At 65.0% G+C, this 15,055-nt stretch carries 16 protein-coding genes and 3 tRNA genes; 8 read left to right on the top strand and 11 right to left on the bottom strand.

The window, feature by feature from the left end:
- Positions 1-52: 52 nt before the first annotated feature.
- The 5 genes from AB0L57_RS06090 to AB0L57_RS06110 form a co-directional block, all read right to left on the bottom strand.
- Positions 53-1,513, bottom strand: coding sequence for a cytosine permease (locus AB0L57_RS06090; RefSeq protein ID WP_364957943.1), 1,461 nt, complete (start codon positions 1,511-1,513; stop codon positions 53-55).
- Between the two features lie 24 nt (positions 1,514-1,537).
- Positions 1,538-2,383, bottom strand: coding sequence for a hypothetical protein (locus tag AB0L57_RS06095; protein WP_364957947.1), 846 nt, complete (start codon positions 2,381-2,383; stop codon positions 1,538-1,540).
- A 30-nt stretch (positions 2,384-2,413) separates the two neighbouring features.
- Positions 2,414-3,448 (bottom strand): 2-oxoglutarate and iron-dependent oxygenase domain-containing protein, encoded by a 1,035-nt coding sequence (locus AB0L57_RS06100; protein WP_364957950.1) that lies wholly within the window; start codon positions 3,446-3,448, stop codon positions 2,414-2,416.
- A gap of 361 nt (positions 3,449-3,809) precedes the next feature.
- Positions 3,810-4,094 carry a hypothetical protein gene (locus AB0L57_RS06105; protein WP_364957953.1) on the bottom strand — a complete coding sequence of 95 codons (285 nt, stop codon included), beginning with the start codon at positions 4,092-4,094 and terminating at the stop codon, positions 3,810-3,812.
- Between the two features lie 100 nt (positions 4,095-4,194).
- Positions 4,195-4,824, bottom strand: coding sequence for an SMI1/KNR4 family protein (locus AB0L57_RS06110; RefSeq protein ID WP_364957956.1), 630 nt, complete (start codon positions 4,822-4,824; stop codon positions 4,195-4,197).
- A 673-nt stretch (positions 4,825-5,497) separates the two neighbouring features.
- Here AB0L57_RS06110 and AB0L57_RS06115 point away from each other — a divergent pair.
- From AB0L57_RS06115 to AB0L57_RS06125, 3 genes are all read left to right on the top strand, one after another.
- Positions 5,498-6,433: a DUF3800 domain-containing protein gene (locus AB0L57_RS06115; RefSeq protein ID WP_364957959.1), complete on the top strand. Its 936-nt coding sequence runs from the start codon at positions 5,498-5,500 to the stop codon at positions 6,431-6,433.
- A gap of 631 nt (positions 6,434-7,064) precedes the next feature.
- Positions 7,065-7,898 (top strand): hypothetical protein, encoded by an 834-nt coding sequence (locus AB0L57_RS06120; protein ID WP_364957962.1) that lies wholly within the window; start codon positions 7,065-7,067, stop codon positions 7,896-7,898.
- Between the two features lie 441 nt (positions 7,899-8,339).
- Complete coding sequence (locus AB0L57_RS06125; protein WP_364957965.1) at positions 8,340-8,651, top strand: hypothetical protein; 312 nt, start codon at positions 8,340-8,342, stop codon at positions 8,649-8,651.
- Positions 8,652-8,780: 129 nt separating this feature from the next.
- Here the strand turns inward: AB0L57_RS06125 and AB0L57_RS06130 are convergent.
- The 3 genes from AB0L57_RS06130 to AB0L57_RS06140 form a co-directional block, all read right to left on the bottom strand.
- Positions 8,781-8,853: transfer RNA gene (locus tag AB0L57_RS06130), tRNA-Arg, on the bottom strand.
- 38 nt (positions 8,854-8,891) lie between these two features.
- Positions 8,892-8,981: transfer RNA gene (locus AB0L57_RS06135), tRNA-Ser, on the bottom strand.
- Positions 8,982-9,067: 86 nt separating this feature from the next.
- Positions 9,068-9,859, bottom strand: coding sequence for a dienelactone hydrolase family protein (locus tag AB0L57_RS06140; RefSeq protein WP_364957968.1), 792 nt, complete (start codon positions 9,857-9,859; stop codon positions 9,068-9,070).
- A gap of 173 nt (positions 9,860-10,032) precedes the next feature.
- On the opposite strand from AB0L57_RS06140, the gene hisC reads away from it, so the two are divergent.
- Entirely contained in the window at positions 10,033-11,112 is a 1,080-nt protein-coding gene (gene hisC, locus AB0L57_RS06145; protein WP_364957971.1) for a histidinol-phosphate transaminase, read from the top strand.
- 7 nt (positions 11,113-11,119) lie between these two features.
- Here hisC and AB0L57_RS06150 read toward each other — a convergent pair whose 3' ends face one another.
- Positions 11,120-12,172 (bottom strand): alpha/beta hydrolase family protein, encoded by a 1,053-nt coding sequence (locus AB0L57_RS06150; RefSeq protein ID WP_364957974.1) that lies wholly within the window; start codon positions 12,170-12,172, stop codon positions 11,120-11,122.
- A gap of 131 nt (positions 12,173-12,303) precedes the next feature.
- Between AB0L57_RS06150 and AB0L57_RS06155 the strand changes: the two genes are divergently transcribed.
- From AB0L57_RS06155 to AB0L57_RS06170, 4 genes are all read left to right on the top strand, one after another.
- Positions 12,304-12,388: transfer RNA gene (locus AB0L57_RS06155), tRNA-Ser, on the top strand.
- Between the two features lie 156 nt (positions 12,389-12,544).
- Complete coding sequence (locus AB0L57_RS06160) at positions 12,545-12,772, top strand: hypothetical protein (RefSeq protein ID WP_364957977.1); 228 nt, start codon at positions 12,545-12,547, stop codon at positions 12,770-12,772.
- Positions 12,773-13,015: 243 nt separating this feature from the next.
- A complete protein-coding gene (locus AB0L57_RS06165) occupies positions 13,016-13,276 on the top strand; it encodes a hypothetical protein (RefSeq protein WP_364957980.1) in 261 nt (86 codons plus the stop codon).
- Complete coding sequence (locus tag AB0L57_RS06170; RefSeq protein WP_364957983.1) at positions 13,273-13,674, top strand: hypothetical protein; 402 nt, start codon at positions 13,273-13,275, stop codon at positions 13,672-13,674. The genes AB0L57_RS06165 and AB0L57_RS06170 overlap by 4 nt, the downstream gene beginning before the upstream one ends.
- A 166-nt stretch (positions 13,675-13,840) precedes the next feature.
- Here the strand turns inward: AB0L57_RS06170 and AB0L57_RS06175 are convergent, their stop codons facing one another.
- Together AB0L57_RS06175 and AB0L57_RS06180 are read right to left on the bottom strand one after the other, a co-directional pair.
- Positions 13,841-14,416 (bottom strand): hypothetical protein, encoded by a 576-nt coding sequence (locus AB0L57_RS06175; RefSeq protein ID WP_364957986.1) that lies wholly within the window; start codon positions 14,414-14,416, stop codon positions 13,841-13,843.
- A 49-nt stretch (positions 14,417-14,465) separates the two neighbouring features.
- A complete protein-coding gene (locus AB0L57_RS06180; RefSeq protein WP_364957989.1) occupies positions 14,466-14,957 on the bottom strand; it encodes a MarR family transcriptional regulator in 492 nt (163 codons plus the stop codon).
- Positions 14,958-15,055 lie beyond the last annotated feature (98 nt).

Below are 15,055 nucleotides of genomic sequence, written 5' to 3' on the forward strand. Positions count from 1 at the left end.
TCCACCCGGCGCGACTCGACCGGGTGGATGGCCACCGCCATCGGCACATCGACTATGCGGCAACCCCTTCCGTGCGAGCCGGCGCGATCGTGCCGACCAGTGGATAGAGTGCGCCGGCGATCAACCCGGCCAGGACGAATCCGATATCGAGCCCGTCGAGCAGCTGCGCACCCGGGCCGGTGAACCAGGTGTTACCGGCGAACAGCACTCCGACCGTGGCGGCGATCCCCCAGATGCCGACGGTGGCAGCATTGACGCCGCCGGTGTACCAGTACCGGCCACCGGTCTCACGGCGGTTGAAGACCTGCAGCGCGTCGGTGTCGTAGACAGGACCGTTGCGCAGGTGACCGATGACGAGGATGACGATCCACGGCACGGAGAAGTTGGCCAGCAGGGTCAGCACATTCGTGACGCTGGGCTCGATCGTGTCGTAGAAGTGCCCGAGGTAGACCAGCGCGGTGGCGGCCAGACAGGCGACCAGTGTCGCCCTGGTGCGCGACAGCGCCGGAATGAGCGAGGAGGTGTCGAGCCCGGTGCCGTAGGTGTTGATCACCGCCTGTGCGGTGCCGGAGGCCAAGCCGAGGAATACCAGAGCGGGGACGTACCAGAGCGGCGCGGTCCGCATCAGCCAACCGACCATGTCCCCGTCGGTGAGCCCGGTGGAGTAGAAGCAGACGCCGATGAACGTGCCCCACATGAAGGGGCCGCCGAGGCCGAACAGTCCGCCGAAGAACAACGCGCGGACGATCGAACGGTCGCTGTGTGTGGTCGGTGAGATGTGCCGGGTCCAGTCGCCGGAATATGGGCCGAGCGACGAAATCGTGGACGCGATCAGCAACATCGATGCGACCCAGGTGTTCAGCGCCGAGCCCAATACGTAACCGCCGCCGGAATACGACGGGTCGAAATCGCCACCGTAGACGAACAATCCGGCGATCAGGCAGATTCCGGCGGTCGGGATCATCAGTCGCTGGACCGCGACCATCGAACCGTGACCGAATACCGACACCACCGTGACGATGACGGAAATGACGCCGTAGCAGATCAACTCGATCATGTCGCTGTGCACGGCGAACATGCGGTCGAGCGCGCCGACCAGTGCGGCACCGCCGGTCCAGATGCTCAGCGCGGCGAAGATCAGCGATGCGGCGGCCTCGAGCAGGGTGCCGATCAACCGGCCTCCGACACCGAAGAAGGCGCCGCTGGACACCGGATTGTTGGTCCCGGTGCGAGGTGCGACGACACCGGTCGGCGCGAGAAGCGCGGAACCGAGCGCCGATCCGACGACCACGGCGGACGCTGCCTGCCACCAGCCGAGTCCCAGGGTGACGGGCAGAAAGCCCATGATGATGACGCTGAAGGTCAGGCTGCTGCCGAACAGAATCGTGCGCAGGTTGCGCGGTGAGGATTTCCGGTCCTCGATCGGGATGTGCTCGGTGCCGAAGGGCTCTATTTCGAAACGAGTGCGTTGCGGCGCTTCGGCGGCGGGGTCGCGAAGGTCGATGCCGGTCATGGCTGTCTCCTGATGTGCGTCAGTTCATTCGGTGCGGAGGTCGGCGAGGGATCCGGCCAGTGACTCGATCTGCCAGCGGATCGAACGCGATCGGGCACCGTCGGGCGCGAGGTCGTGGATGCGCAGTTCGCCGCCCACGCCGGTGGTGGTGAACGAATGCCCTTGCCGGAAAGGGAGACTCGACGCGTCGATGAGCCAGCCTGTGCGCGATATCGAGCCGAGGGCTATCTCGCAGTCGGCGAGATCCTGGGCTGCGACAAGGTCGAGATGGCGAACCTCGTCAGGGGTGGGCAACACCGATATCTGTTCGGTCCGTGCGCGCGCGAACGCGAAGCTCGCACCGGCGCGGAGCAGGATCGCCCGCGCATCGGAGTCCGGGTCGCGGAGAGTGGCGACGGCCCGAGGACCACGATCGGTGCCACGCACGTGGTGCCAATGCTCCAGATAGGGCAACTCGATTCCGCGCTCGACCATCATCGCGTTCTCGAAGTGCAGCGTGCCGGTATCGGCGACGCCGTCGGCCGGTGCCCAGTCGACCAGCCGTCCCCAGGTGAATTGTGCTGGTGTCACCGGTGATTGCGTCAGACGGCCGGCGAACCCCTCCTGGGTGAACATCCACTCCAGATGTTCGGCCCGCAGATCACGCAGGCAGGACACGCCGTCGAAATCGGGGCGGCCGACGGGTTGTCTCAGGTCCGCGTACCAGCCGTCGGACTGCAACCACGTCGCCGTGGTCGTGGTGTCGTCGGGGCCGCCCTGCCATCTGATGAGTGATCGTGTCCAGATTCCGTAGAGATCGCCCACCTCGGCCGGGATGCCGTCGACGGTGGGATGCGGCCACGGACCGGTGAGTTCGGTGAGAATGTTCATGTGCTGCCAATCCGGCTGTGTTCGAACGGTTTACGCGGGCTGTACAGCGGTGTGACCGAATGACGAGAGCTCGACCGACCCCTCGGGCAGTACGAGGGTCCCGTCCGCCATCCGGGTGCGCAGATAGCGGAAACTCTGCGCGGTCTGCGCGAACAGATGCTCGCCGGCGCGCAATGCGGGCCGGGCCGGGGTATCGGCGTCGACGAATGCGGGCAGCGGAGCCACGACGGTGTCGTAGTCGACGGTGAAGAACAGCGGAAAGGCGTAGCGCTCCTGCGCGACCTTGCGGACGCGATGTGTGGTCGCCACGAATCGGCCATTCGTCAACAGCTCCAACATGTCACCGATGTTGACCACGTACGCGCCCGGCACCGGCGGTACATCGATCCATCGGCCCGCACCGTTGAGCACTTCGAGGCCGGGAGCGGTACCGCGCAGCAGCGTGAGGCATTCGTAGTCGGTGTGGGCGCCGATGCCCGGGCGATCCTCGGCCGACTCGTCGAATGGGTAGTGGATCAGGCGCAGTTGACTCGGCGGCTTGGTCACATGGCGATCGAAGAAGTCCTCGGCTTCGCCGATCGCGACCGCGAAGGCTCGCATGAGGGCCACGCCGACGTCGAAGACCTGCTGATAGTAATCCGCGACCGCGTCCTCGAAGCCCGGCAGGTCCGGCCACTGATTCGGGCCGAGCAACGGGTTGCCCGCGAGGTAGTCGGGATCGTCGGCGGGCAGATCACGGCAGAGATCGAAGGCCTCCTTGCGGTCCGCGGACATGCCCGCGAAGACCTCTTCCCCTTCGGGAACGTAGCCGCGATGGTTGGTGGAGTTGCCGATGTAGGTGCGCATCTTCGTCTCCAGCGAACCGGCGAAGAACCGCTTCGCCGCGCCGAGCAGTTCAGCGAACACCCGCTCGTCGATCCCGGTACCCGAGACGTACATGAATCCGATATCGCTTGCGGCACCGGCCAGTTCGCCCGCCACCGCGGCCTTGGCGGCGGGATCGGCGCCGAACAACGGCGCGATGTCGATGTTGGGGACTTCGGAGAATGAGGTGAGACCTGCCACGAGCCGGATCCCTTCCACAGAGTTTCGATCAACTGATCGAAACTTAGGATTCGGCCGATTCGGCAGTGTGATGCCGCTGTTTCCGGTTGGTAAACACCTACAGGGGGCTTGCCGCGAGGCGACGGTGCCGCGACCGCCCACAGTTCATCCGGGCAAGCGCGCACGCGCGGAGCGACTGCGCTAGCGCTGGTCGAACACCAGCCAAGCCGGGATGTTCTCGCCCGGACCACGGGGCGCCACCGGGCAGTGAATCGCTCCGCCCGTCCGGCGCGATGAGAGCGTTGTCGGCGAACAGCCGGGAGCCGAGGCCTCGCGAAGGGAGACCAGACACGCGGCCGGAGGTCACGCGCCCATCATGGGCTCACGCCATGGGGAGTCGATCGACATGCCCCGACAGGCGGCTGGTGAACGTCTCCACCCAAGCCGACGCTTCGGACTCATCGCCCTCCGCGTCGCCGGAACCTGCGGTTCTCGATCCGGTCGGTAGATGCTGCCGCGAGCCACTGCCGGGCTGGGCCTGCATGGCGAGAACCCGGACCCCCCAGGCCACATATTCGGAAATGTCCATTCCCGCGCAGTCTGCCGCATGCCGCAAGGAGATCCAGTCCTCGTCGGTCACTGTCACGGCAATTTCTCTTCTTGCCATCTGGACACGGTAGACCCCGCACACCGAGAACCGTTCTCAGCCCTGGCGAGCGAGTCGTCCGCACCGATCCGCTCACCCGGCGATGCGGGGCACGCCGAGGTCAGTCGGCGATCGGGTACATGTCGGCATACGGATCCGGCTCACCGGTGAGCGGATCGAGCCCCGCCACAATCCGCCTGCGTTGCTCTCGCCAGCTCACGAACGGCTCCGTACGCCGCCACAGCCCCTCGTACCCCAGCGGGCAGCTGCCGAATCGGCCGAGCATCATGCGCGTGATGAAAGCGACCATGCCGCAGTCGAACTCGGCCCAGGCGGACTCACCGAAGTCGTGGTGGCGCCGCCAAGCCACCACCGGCCACTCGTCCGGGTCATCACCGACCATCAGCCAGGCCAGCTCGTTTCCGTTCATCCCGGTCCCCCACGGCAGCACGACTTCGTTGCCGAGTGATCGCCCCGGAACACCGCCGTCCATGTCCCACAGGAACCGCTGTTGTTCCGCCGCGGCCGCGATGTGGGTGTCCTGCATGGTCGGAATGTCGACAGGAAGCGGCGGGATGATCACCAACTCCCCGATATCTCCCACCCCGTAGACATCCAACAGGGACTTGTAATCACCCGGCAGCCGCGTCCCCAACACAGCTTCCGCCGCCGGCCAGTCGACAACCTCCCCGCCCGGAAAATCCGCTGGAACAAGTGCGAGCAATGCCGCCACGTCTGGATGCACGGTCACAGTGCAAGCCCCTTCCGGTAGAGACCGACACCGTAGCGACTCCGACCGACACATATCGGCGGTGAGAATGCTCGGCGCCAGTCGCCATCCCGGGTGGGGATGCAGAGGATCCGGCCGCCGTGATCGCGATACGAAGAAGCCCCCGAACTGCTTCCAGTTCGGGGGGTTCCTTCTGCGCGCCCGGAGAGACTCGAACTCCCAACCTTGTGATGGGTCCGCTGGTACGCCCTTGTACGGGGGAGTTCGTCAGAGGCGCTGTGCAGCAGAATATTTCAGCACGATGATCCGACAGAGTGTGCCGCGATCCGGCTCCGTATGGGGACGTTTGTACAGCCAAAGTAGTAGATGCTCATCTCCGAGTCAGACTCACGGCATCAGCTATCGAAGCCGAACGGTCAGGGACCGCCTCCGGTGTCCATACGCGGCGCCTACGGCTGGCGCGAGACGATTGGGGCCATGAGGAGGGAGAGGCTTCGCGAAAGTGGAGGTCATGAACGGGCCTTTTGCCTGGCCTACGACGCGCGGTAGGAGTAGCGCTTGCAATCCCGCCCCTGTCTTGACATGATCGACCACGCACAAGCAATCGTCGCACACGGTGCGACAGACCCTAAGGCCATCCTTACGAGGGTGGCCTTAGTTGTATTTTCGGCCTGTGATCGGGAAAAATTAACCAGTGCTGCTGTGCTATCTGGACGAATCGGGCGACGAGCAGGCGTTGCGCACGCCGACCGACCCGCCGGTCCTTGTCATTGCCGGTTTGGTCGTCGACCATCAGCGGCTTGACGGAATGGTCTATAACTTCTTGCAACTCAAGAAGAAGTTCTATCCGGCGCTTGACAAGCCAACCGTCAAGCTGAGTGACCTGATCACATACGAGATCAAAGGTTGCGACCTGCGTAGGAACGTCCGCGATGGCAGCCGAAACCGTCGGCGTGCGGTCTTCTCGTTGATCGCGAACGTGCTGGATATCCTGGAGGATAGCAACGCAAAGATCGTCGGTGAGGTTCATGTGAAGGGCCAGGACCCTCTGCGCCCATGGGCATACGCCGAGATCGTGGCCAGAATTGCAGGCCAGTTCGAGGCGCAATTGAGGGCCGCAGATACGGTTGGCGCGATGGTCTTGGACGCACGTACCAAGGTCAAGAATGTTCCGTCCGTTCATCGGATGACCACTGAGCGATTCCGGACAGGTGGAAACCCATACCGCCATCTGGTCGAGAGTCCTGTGTTTGGACACTCTGATGCACACGTTGCCTTGCAGCTCGCGGATGTGCTGTCATCCGCCTTGCTGTTCCCGATGGCATGCTTCGCATACTCCCAATGCTTGATTAACAACGTTCATCTGAACGAGCGCTACGGAGAGGTTCGGGAGCGTTTTGCGACGAAGCTGCGCCTACTTGAGCACCGCTATACAGGTGCGGACGGAAGTCATGCGGGTGGGATCGTCGTTCGGGACTACCTCAATAACCAGCCCACTCTGCTTCTCTACGCCGACCGGCCATTCGACACTGAGCGACGAGATTTGATGCAGCAACGAAAGGGCAGTACAGGAAACCTCGCCGCCATTACACAAATGGGACCGTCGAACAACCCGAGCGGGTACCCGTAACCACGGCTAGTCGACTGTGCTGGGTGCCAGCGGCTTTGAGTCAGCGTTGTCCAGCCACCACAACGACGAACAAGAACCGAACATAGGAAGAAATACATTCCTGAAGGGCAGATAGGATAAAAATCCTGCCTCGCGGTGACAAATTTGCGGATAACGCCCGCGTGTCGCACAACCATCTTCAGTGTTCAGGTTCGGTCCTTCTCTCTCAGCGATTAGCCACGTGCCAAGTACCACCACGGCACGCGGCTGGAGGTCGCGCAATCACCCACAGCTCAACGGTCGATCGGATCAAAGGGAATTCGGCAAAGGTGACACGAGCCGTCTACCTGGCTGGGGATCGAGGCTTCGAACTCGACTGCGGGAGAGCAAGTCGGGGACGGCAAACGTCGTTCAGCACTACCTCGTTGATGAAAGTGGCCAGATAGGAATGGTCGACGTTTTACCACGTCGCCAGAGCGGCACCGACGCGCCCGACGCGCCGCGAGCGACGTTCCTTCAGCGAGCGTTGCGCGGCGCCGCTCGGCGGCGCGCCAGCGCCGCCCTTGATCCTGTATAGCCAAATTCGGCAACGACCCATGCAGGTGAGTGCATTTGCTCGCCGAAACAGCCTGTGCCAAGCCAGGCTTGGAGCATGGCTGAGCTTGCGCTGACGGCGGACCGTCGTGAAGAACTGGCCGGGTTGTTGGGCGATGAACAGCGCCTTCGGACCGAATATCCCAAGGTGGCGGAGTATTTGGACACTGCGCCGATGCTGCCGGGGACCGGAGACGACCGAGCGGATGCCGCGTTCGATCTGAGGTTGGTTCACTACATGACCGGTGGGCGGTCGGTCAGCGCAAATCCCTACTGGGACATCGTCGCTCCGTCGGTGTTCGAGCATGAGGGACGCCGGGTCGTGAACGGCGGACGTGCGCGGGGCAGTGCACGACTGGGGTTCGCGGAGACAATTCTGCAAGGCGCCTACGCGTATGCGATCCCATCGCCGGAGACGATCGGGTGGCTGGATCAGTTCTGCAACGGTCGTGCTTTGGTGGAACTCGGAGCGGGCCGCGGTTACTGGGCGGCACAGCTCGCGCATTCCGGCGTCCACGTCGCCGCGTACGACTCCGAGCCTCCGGACCGGACCGAGAATCCCTCGTTCGCCCAGGCAACCGGTCAGACGGATGTGTGGCTGCCGGTAGGCGATCTCGACGAGTACGCAACCCGAGCTGTCGACGCGTCGGATGTGCTGTTCCTGTGCTGGCCTCCGGGGTGGGAAAACCCGATGGCATCGGAAGCACTCGCGGCATTCGAGGCAAAGGGCGGTGAACGCTTGGTCTACATCGGAGAACCGAAAGGCGGAAAGACCGGAGACGATGCTTTCTTCGATGCCCTGTCCGCGCGATGGAGTCTGAGTTCCGAAGATTCACAGTTCGTTTCGTGGTGGAACCTGTCGGATCGGGCGCAGGCGTGGGTGCGGAGATAGAGCGCCGAAGCATCGTCACGCGGACGGTAGGTAGGTCCGCGCCTGCTCCGAGCTACCACTTCACCACGACCAGAGCCTTGTCATCGTGTCGCTTGGCTCGGGGCAACAGCCGCCCGTCCGGGTCGTCTTCTGCTTCCCATCTATGACACTCGCTCAATAGACGGTTGAGACCGTCCACATCGCATCGAGCCCGACTCGCATCACTCGGCACGGCCATTCGCGCACGGCCTATTGCCACCTCGGTCATCGTTCATCTTTCGGCCACCACGACTGCGGTACACATCGCGGAGGCTGCCGCCGCACTCACCAGCCAGCCGAAAGAGGCCATGTGATGGATGACTGCGACTGGGTTCTGATCCTGCTCATCGCAGCCTTGGTAGTCCTCACGGTTGCGCTGATCTGCCTCCCACCCAGGCAGGGGCGCGGCAGGGACGACCAGCGATGAGCGGCGACCGGCCGATCGCGCTCGGGTGGGTGGCCCCCGAGTCGGCGGCACTCGAATGGGGCATGGCTCAGGTGCGGCGATTGGCGAAGCGACTGGGCTATCGGTTGGTCTGGGCGCCCGACACGAGCCGGATACCGCTGGTCGACCAGGTACGAGAGACCGGGGCCGAAGCCGTAATTGCGCCGTCGACAATGGATTTCGACTGCATGACACTCAACGCTCTGATGATGATCGCTGATGTCGAGACGGTTCACCCACGGCTGAGCTTCGCCCGCTGGGCAACCACACCGCCCGTCGAGACCCGATGACCGTAGCCGAGTCTCGACGCGCATCGCCGGCATGCCTGAAACACAAGGGGAAAGTGAGGGATTTGGCCTCGGTGATCTTGAAAAGAGGAAGCCCCCGATCTGCCGATGCAGTTCGGGGGCTTCCTTCTGCGCGCCCGGAGAGACTCGAACTCCCAACCTTCTGATCCGTAGTCAGATGCTCTATCCGTTGAGCTACGGGCGCAGGGTCTTGCTGTTCAGTTGTGCCCAGTTACCCGGACTTGGCGGAGGCGAGAGGATTTGAACCTCCGGTCCCCGTGAAGGGACAACTCATTAGCAGTGAGTCCCATTCGGCCGCTCTGGCACGCCTCCTGGAGCCTTCTTTCGAGGGCGCCGGTCCTTTCGAACCGCCGAGAGGAAAGAGTACAGAGCAACCCGCCAGGACGCAAAACGACTGGTCAGCGCAGGTGGCTGTCGAACCAGTCGAAGATTCGGGTCTGCGCGTCGATGAGCATCCGCTTCTCCTCCTCGGCGAGCTGCTCGAAATCGCTCATCTCGAACCCGGGATGGTCGGGGCGATGGTGCAGTCCGGGGTAGCTCACGACCAGGGTGGCGACCGCGGCGCGGGCTGCGGCATCGCGCAATCGCTCGACGTCGTCGGCCGGGGTGGCGGGGTCGTCGTCGCCGTACAAACCCAACCAGGGCGCCTGCAAACGGGGTGCTGCCTGCAGTAATGCCGTCGCTTCCGTGGTGAGCGGTTCGGCGATTCCGGGAGCCGCGACACTCACGGCGGCACCGATCGGGCGGTTCGTCGCCACCAGCAGGGCCGCGGTTCCGGCCTGGTCGAAACCGAGGATGCCGACGGTGTCGGCGAAGACACCGCGCCCCACCAGCCAGTCGAAACAGGCGTCGAAATCGGCGAACAACTCGGCGCCGAAGACGTGCTCCACCGTCGCGGCCACCGCACCCGGCTGCGCTCCGTCGGCGACAACGCCGGGCCCGGGGCGATCGAAACGGTGGAACAAATTGGGCGCCACCATGATCCAGCCCTCGCCCGCCAGCGACTTCATCATGTCCAGCAACACATCGGCGAACTGACGGGATTCATGCAGTACGACAATGCCGCCGCGAGCATTGCCCTCCGGTTCGATGACCGTGATGGGCACCGAGCCGGTGGACTCGAGCGGCGAACCGGCCGCCGACGGTGCGCCGCCGCGCAGTGGCGCCTCGTCCCGATAGGTACCCGACATGAAACCAGGCTAAGTCGCGTGCATAACATTCAGGAGAAGTTGCATGTAGAAACCTCATTAACAGGAAAATTTCGACATACCGCCCACTCGGTTCGCACGCTGCCGATAGCCGCCCGGACCGCCCCGGCAGGCGCGATGAACGGCGCGGAAGACCGAGGAATTAGGCTGGTGCGGTGAGTGCTCGTATTCGTCCGGACCTCGAGTCCATCCCGGCCTACGCCCCGGGTCGCAGCCATCCAGGTGCGGTGAAACTGGCCAGCAACGAGTCCACCTTCGGGCCGCTGCCCAGCGTCGCCAAGGCCATCGCGGAGGCCGCCGAACTCATCAACCGGTACCCGGACAACTCGTCGGGCGAACTTCGAGCAGCCCTCGCCGAGTTCCACGGTGTGGATGTGGCGAATATCGCAGTGGGCTGCGGCAGCGTGGCGCTGTGCCAGGAGCTCGTGCAGATCACCTGCTCGTCCCCCGCGGATGAGGTGATGTTCGCGTGGCGCTCCTTCGAGGCCTACCCGATCGTCACCCAGGTCGGCAACGCGACCGCTGTGCCGGTTCCGCTGAACGAGGACTACGCCCACGATCTGGACGCGATGGCGGCCGCCATCACCGACCGGACGCGACTGATCTTCATCTGCAACCCGAACAATCCGACCGGCACCGCATACGGCCGCCGGGATCTGGTCCGCTTCCTCGACGCCGTTCCGGAAAACGTCATGGTCGTCCTCGACGAGGCCTATTTCGAATATCTGCGGCTGCCCGCCGACGATGCCGCCGACGGTGTGGAACTGGGCCGTGACCGCCCGAATGTGATTGTGCTGCGCACCTTCTCGAAGGCGTACGGGCTGGCGGGGCTGCGCGTCGGATATGCCGTCGGCCATCCCGACCCGATCACCGCACTGCTCAAGGTGCACATCCCGTTCAGCGTGAGCCGACTGGCGCAGGCGGCCGCGATGGCGTGCCTACAGGCCCGGGCCGAACTGCTCGATCGCACCGATCACGTGGTGGCCGAACGTAACCGGATGCGGGACGCGCTACTGGCGGCCGGCTATCGGGTGCCGCCGACCGAGGCGAATTTCGTCTGGCTGCCGCTCGGTGCCGACAGTACGGACTTCGGCGCGGCCAGCGCCGAGGCCGGAGTTCTGGTTCGGCCCTACGGAACCGATGGTGTGCGGATCACCGCGGGTGATGCGCACGAGAACGATCTGTTCCTCACGTTCGCGACGGCGCCCGACACCGTCGCACGCTTCGCCGGCTGAGCACGCGTCAGCCGACGCCCAGCGCGCCGGCCAGTGTCGGCCAGGCGCGCGGCAGCTGGTCCTTCCAGTAGGGCCACGAATGCGTCCCGACCGGATAGAGATCCACCGTCGCCGGAATCCGCATGCGGTCCAGGCGATCGGCCAAGGCCATGGTGCAGGCACTGGCACCGGCCTCGAGCGGTCCGCCGAAGCCGATCGCCGTGGCGGACTCGGGGTTACCGGGACCGTCGTAGGGGCCGGGCAGTCCCGAGCCGGCGGACAGGAAGATCGTCTTTCCGCGCAGATCGTCGGCGTGCATCATGACGTCGTGGGTCAGCCAGTCCGGATCGGTCTCCTTGCCGAACATGTTGTCCGGATCGCCACCATAGGTGCGAACCACGGCGCGGGCCTGCGCCTGCCCGACATCCGAACCCATTGCGTAACAACCACTGTGCGCCGCGACCGCGCGGTACAACTGCGGGTGCCGCATGGTGAGCATCATCGCGGCCTCGGCGCCCATGGAAACCCCCTCGAGCGCGTTGCGGCCGTTGCCGTCGAATGTCGCGTCGATCAGTGGGGGCAGTTCGCGGGTGAGGAAGGTCTCCCACATGTTGGTGCCGAGCACCGGATCCGGATGCTGCCAGTCGGTGTAGTAGCCCGCCGGGCCGCCGAGCGTGAGCACCACGTTGACGTCCTTGTCGGCGAAGAACTGCACCGCGCCGCCACGTTCGATCCAATTGTTGTAGTCGGCATCGGCGCTGCGACCGTCGAGCAGATAGACCGTCGGGCGCGGATGGCTGCGGTCGGCGGGTAGTAGCACATCGACCGGCAACGTCCGGGCCATCGCCGGGGAGTGCACGAAAACCCGCATCCGGCGATCGTCGACGCGATCGATGTGATCGATGGCAGGTGTGCTCGCCGGTTGATCGTCCACCGAGGGCGCCGGTCCCTCCGCCGAACCGGACTCGGCCGGAGGTGCGGGCGCGGCGACTGTCAGCGGCGCGGAACAGATCGCCGCACACAGCAGAAGTGCGGCGATGGCAGCGCCGGACAGCCGACGCCGTATCCGGCGACGATCCATGGCCGCCATCCTGCCAGAGGTATGCCCAAGCGTCGAAAATTCACACCGGCGCGCTGCGAGTCGACACCGATTCGGCGCTGGAGAACCCCCGCCAGTAGGCTGAGACACCGTTCCGGCCCCGTCCGGAACGAGGTGGGTTGCCCGAGCGGCCTAAGGGAACGGTCTTGAAAACCGTCGTGGTTCACGCCACCGTGGGTTCAAATCCCACACCCACCGCATCGATGAGAAGGCGCTGACCGGTGAAGGTCAGCGCCTGCGTGGACCAGGACTTTTCCGGCGGCCGGCACGCGTTCGGGCCCGCTCGGATGCCGCCGCACGGAACGAATTCAGAAGCACCACACCCATGACGCCGATCCGGGGAATGGAATGGTGATGCAGATTGCGATCGGCTGCGCCGTCGTCGTGTCGGACACACTGTCGGCGGATGCCATCGGCGCGGCCACGGCGCCGAGCGACAGGATCATAGCGACGGACGCGATGGTTCTCGCGTACTTCCTCTTCATTGTTCGAACCTTTCGTCGTCAACCTCTCGAGGGTTGGACCGGGAATTCCGGCGCCGGACGTACCACCTTCATCGTCGCGCTTGCCCAAGTGCGGTGAAAGGGACCTACGACCCTGATCGATGGCAGTCTGGGCAGCCGGACCACCCTCGGTCCGGGTTGCTCCGTACGCTCCGTCGCCGCCGGGCATCGACCGGCGAGGACCGTGCTGCGCGGTAGCGGGGTCACCATGCCGACCGCAGTACCGAGCTGTGTTCCGGCCGAATGCGACCGACCCGGGTCCCGGTGCGCGGCTGCTGCGAAATCGCCTGCGGCGTAGCACGTCTGCGCCTACCCTGAAATGGTGAGTGGAGGCTTCGATGTTCTTGTCGTAGCGGTGGGGGCAGCCGGGACGGCCACAGTGCTGAGCAGCTCCCTCCGGGCGTGGCTGTCGTATCGGCGATCGACAACCACGATGAAGGTCACCCAGGGCGATCGGATCATCGTGCTGGACTCCACCAATCTCCGGGACGCCATGCAGATCGCCGAGCTTGTGACAAAAGGCCCCAGGGATCCGGATATTGAGGCCGGAGTGGAGAAGGCCGCTCCGGAGCGGCCCGAATGACCCAGGCCAACGGTGCGGCAGCAAGGCAACGGAAGCGCCGGCCGGCGACCGACACCCAATCCAGCAAGCTGAATGCCGGTATCGGCGGTGCGGGCGGTGGTGCCGCCCTGATTTCCATCGCGCAGCATCTCGGTGCCGATACCTGGCCGGGCCTGATCCTGATGTACGCGGCCCCGGCCATCGCGGTCGGTTACGGCGGGGTCGTCGCGCAGATCCAACTGTGGGGCGACTGGACCCGTGAGCGGTCGCTGATCAGGCAGGCGCGCAAGACCATCGAAAAGGCCATGCACGATCCGCACACATCGGACGAGCACAAGTCCGAGCTGAGAACGAAGCTCGAGCAATTGGACCAGGCCGTCACCGAGAACCACCTCGAACGCATCAAAGCCCTGCGATGACACGCTCTTTCGACGGCGTCCCGGACGTCCTCGGCGGCAAGACCGCTTGACCACCTCGGCTGGCCGGGCTCGTGGCACAGTCCCACGATGAAGTGCCGATCCACCCCGAGTTCCGGATGCGGCACCCGCGGTGCCGGGCATCATCGGCGGCGGCCGGGCGAATCTCCTAGGAGCCGCTGTGATCGCGTGAGCCCAGCCCACCGCGCATGATGGTGCCGCTGGTGACCCGGCCACCGCGGGAGTCGACGCTGCCGGCGCGGTAGACCACCGGCGTGCGGCCGGAATACGAGGTGGGGGTGGTGTAGCTGCCGCCCCCGACACGGGCACCGATGGGCGGAGCCACCACGCGATTGCGGGTCGAGAAGTAGTACCACATGGCGGCCCCGGCGACACCGCCCGCGAGACCGGCGGCCGCATACCCCGCGGCACTGTTGTCGTCACCGGTGTACGTCTCGGTGGCCCTGTCACATTCGGTGTCCTCGACGCGCGCCCCGGTGACGGCGTCGGCGCAGACCGCCGCGTACTCGGAGTCGCCGGAATCGGTGGTGGTCGCGGCGGCCGTCGAGGTGGCCGGGGCCAGTGGTTGCGGAGTCGTGGCCGGCGCGAAACTCGTTGTGGTGGATGTCGTTCCGACCGCGGTCGGCGACTCCGGGAGCCCGCAACCGGCCGTGAGGTACATCCCCGCCACCGCCGGGACGAGAATCAGTATCGGTGCGGCACCGTGTTTTCGGATAGTTGCCATCGAAACGTCCTGCCCCCCAATTGCATCGGTTCCGAAATCATCGCACGGGTCAGGTGCGGCGAGGATCGTTCTTCGTGTCCACTCGTTCGAAGGCGTCACCGATGGCGGTGAGCTCGTCGGGGCTCAACAGGTCGATGAAGGCGCCGCGCACGGCGGTCACGTGACCTGGCGCGGCGGCGTGCAGCCGGCGCCGTCCTTCCTCGGTGAGGTGTGCCCGCACCCCGCGGCCGTCCTCCTCACAGCTGGTGCGGCGCACCATCCCGTGTTCCTCCATCCGGCGGATCTGATGGGTGAGGCGACTACGGGACGACAGCACGCCGTCCGCGAGATCACTCATGCGCAGCGAACCGCCGGGGCTCTCGGAAAGCATGACCAGGATGCGGTATTCGGGCAGGCTCATATCGCTGTCGTCCTGGAGCTGACGGTTGAGTTCCACCATCAGACGCAGGTGTCCGTCCATGAACGCGCGCCATGCCCGTTGCTGCGCCGAACTGAGCCACTGCGGCCGAGATGCCGGGTGACCATTCGGTTCGTACGCCATGCGCGCCATTCTATTGGTCCGCTATCGGCGTTATGTCTACTGGTCAGCGCACTGCCGCCGTGGACGCGCCCCGGCGGGTTCGGCAGCCGCACCCGTTC

Origin of the sequence: Nocardia sp. NPDC052254 (genome assembly GCF_040679495.1) — a bacterium.
Classification (GTDB): Bacteria; Actinomycetota; Actinomycetes; order Mycobacteriales; family Mycobacteriaceae; genus Nocardia.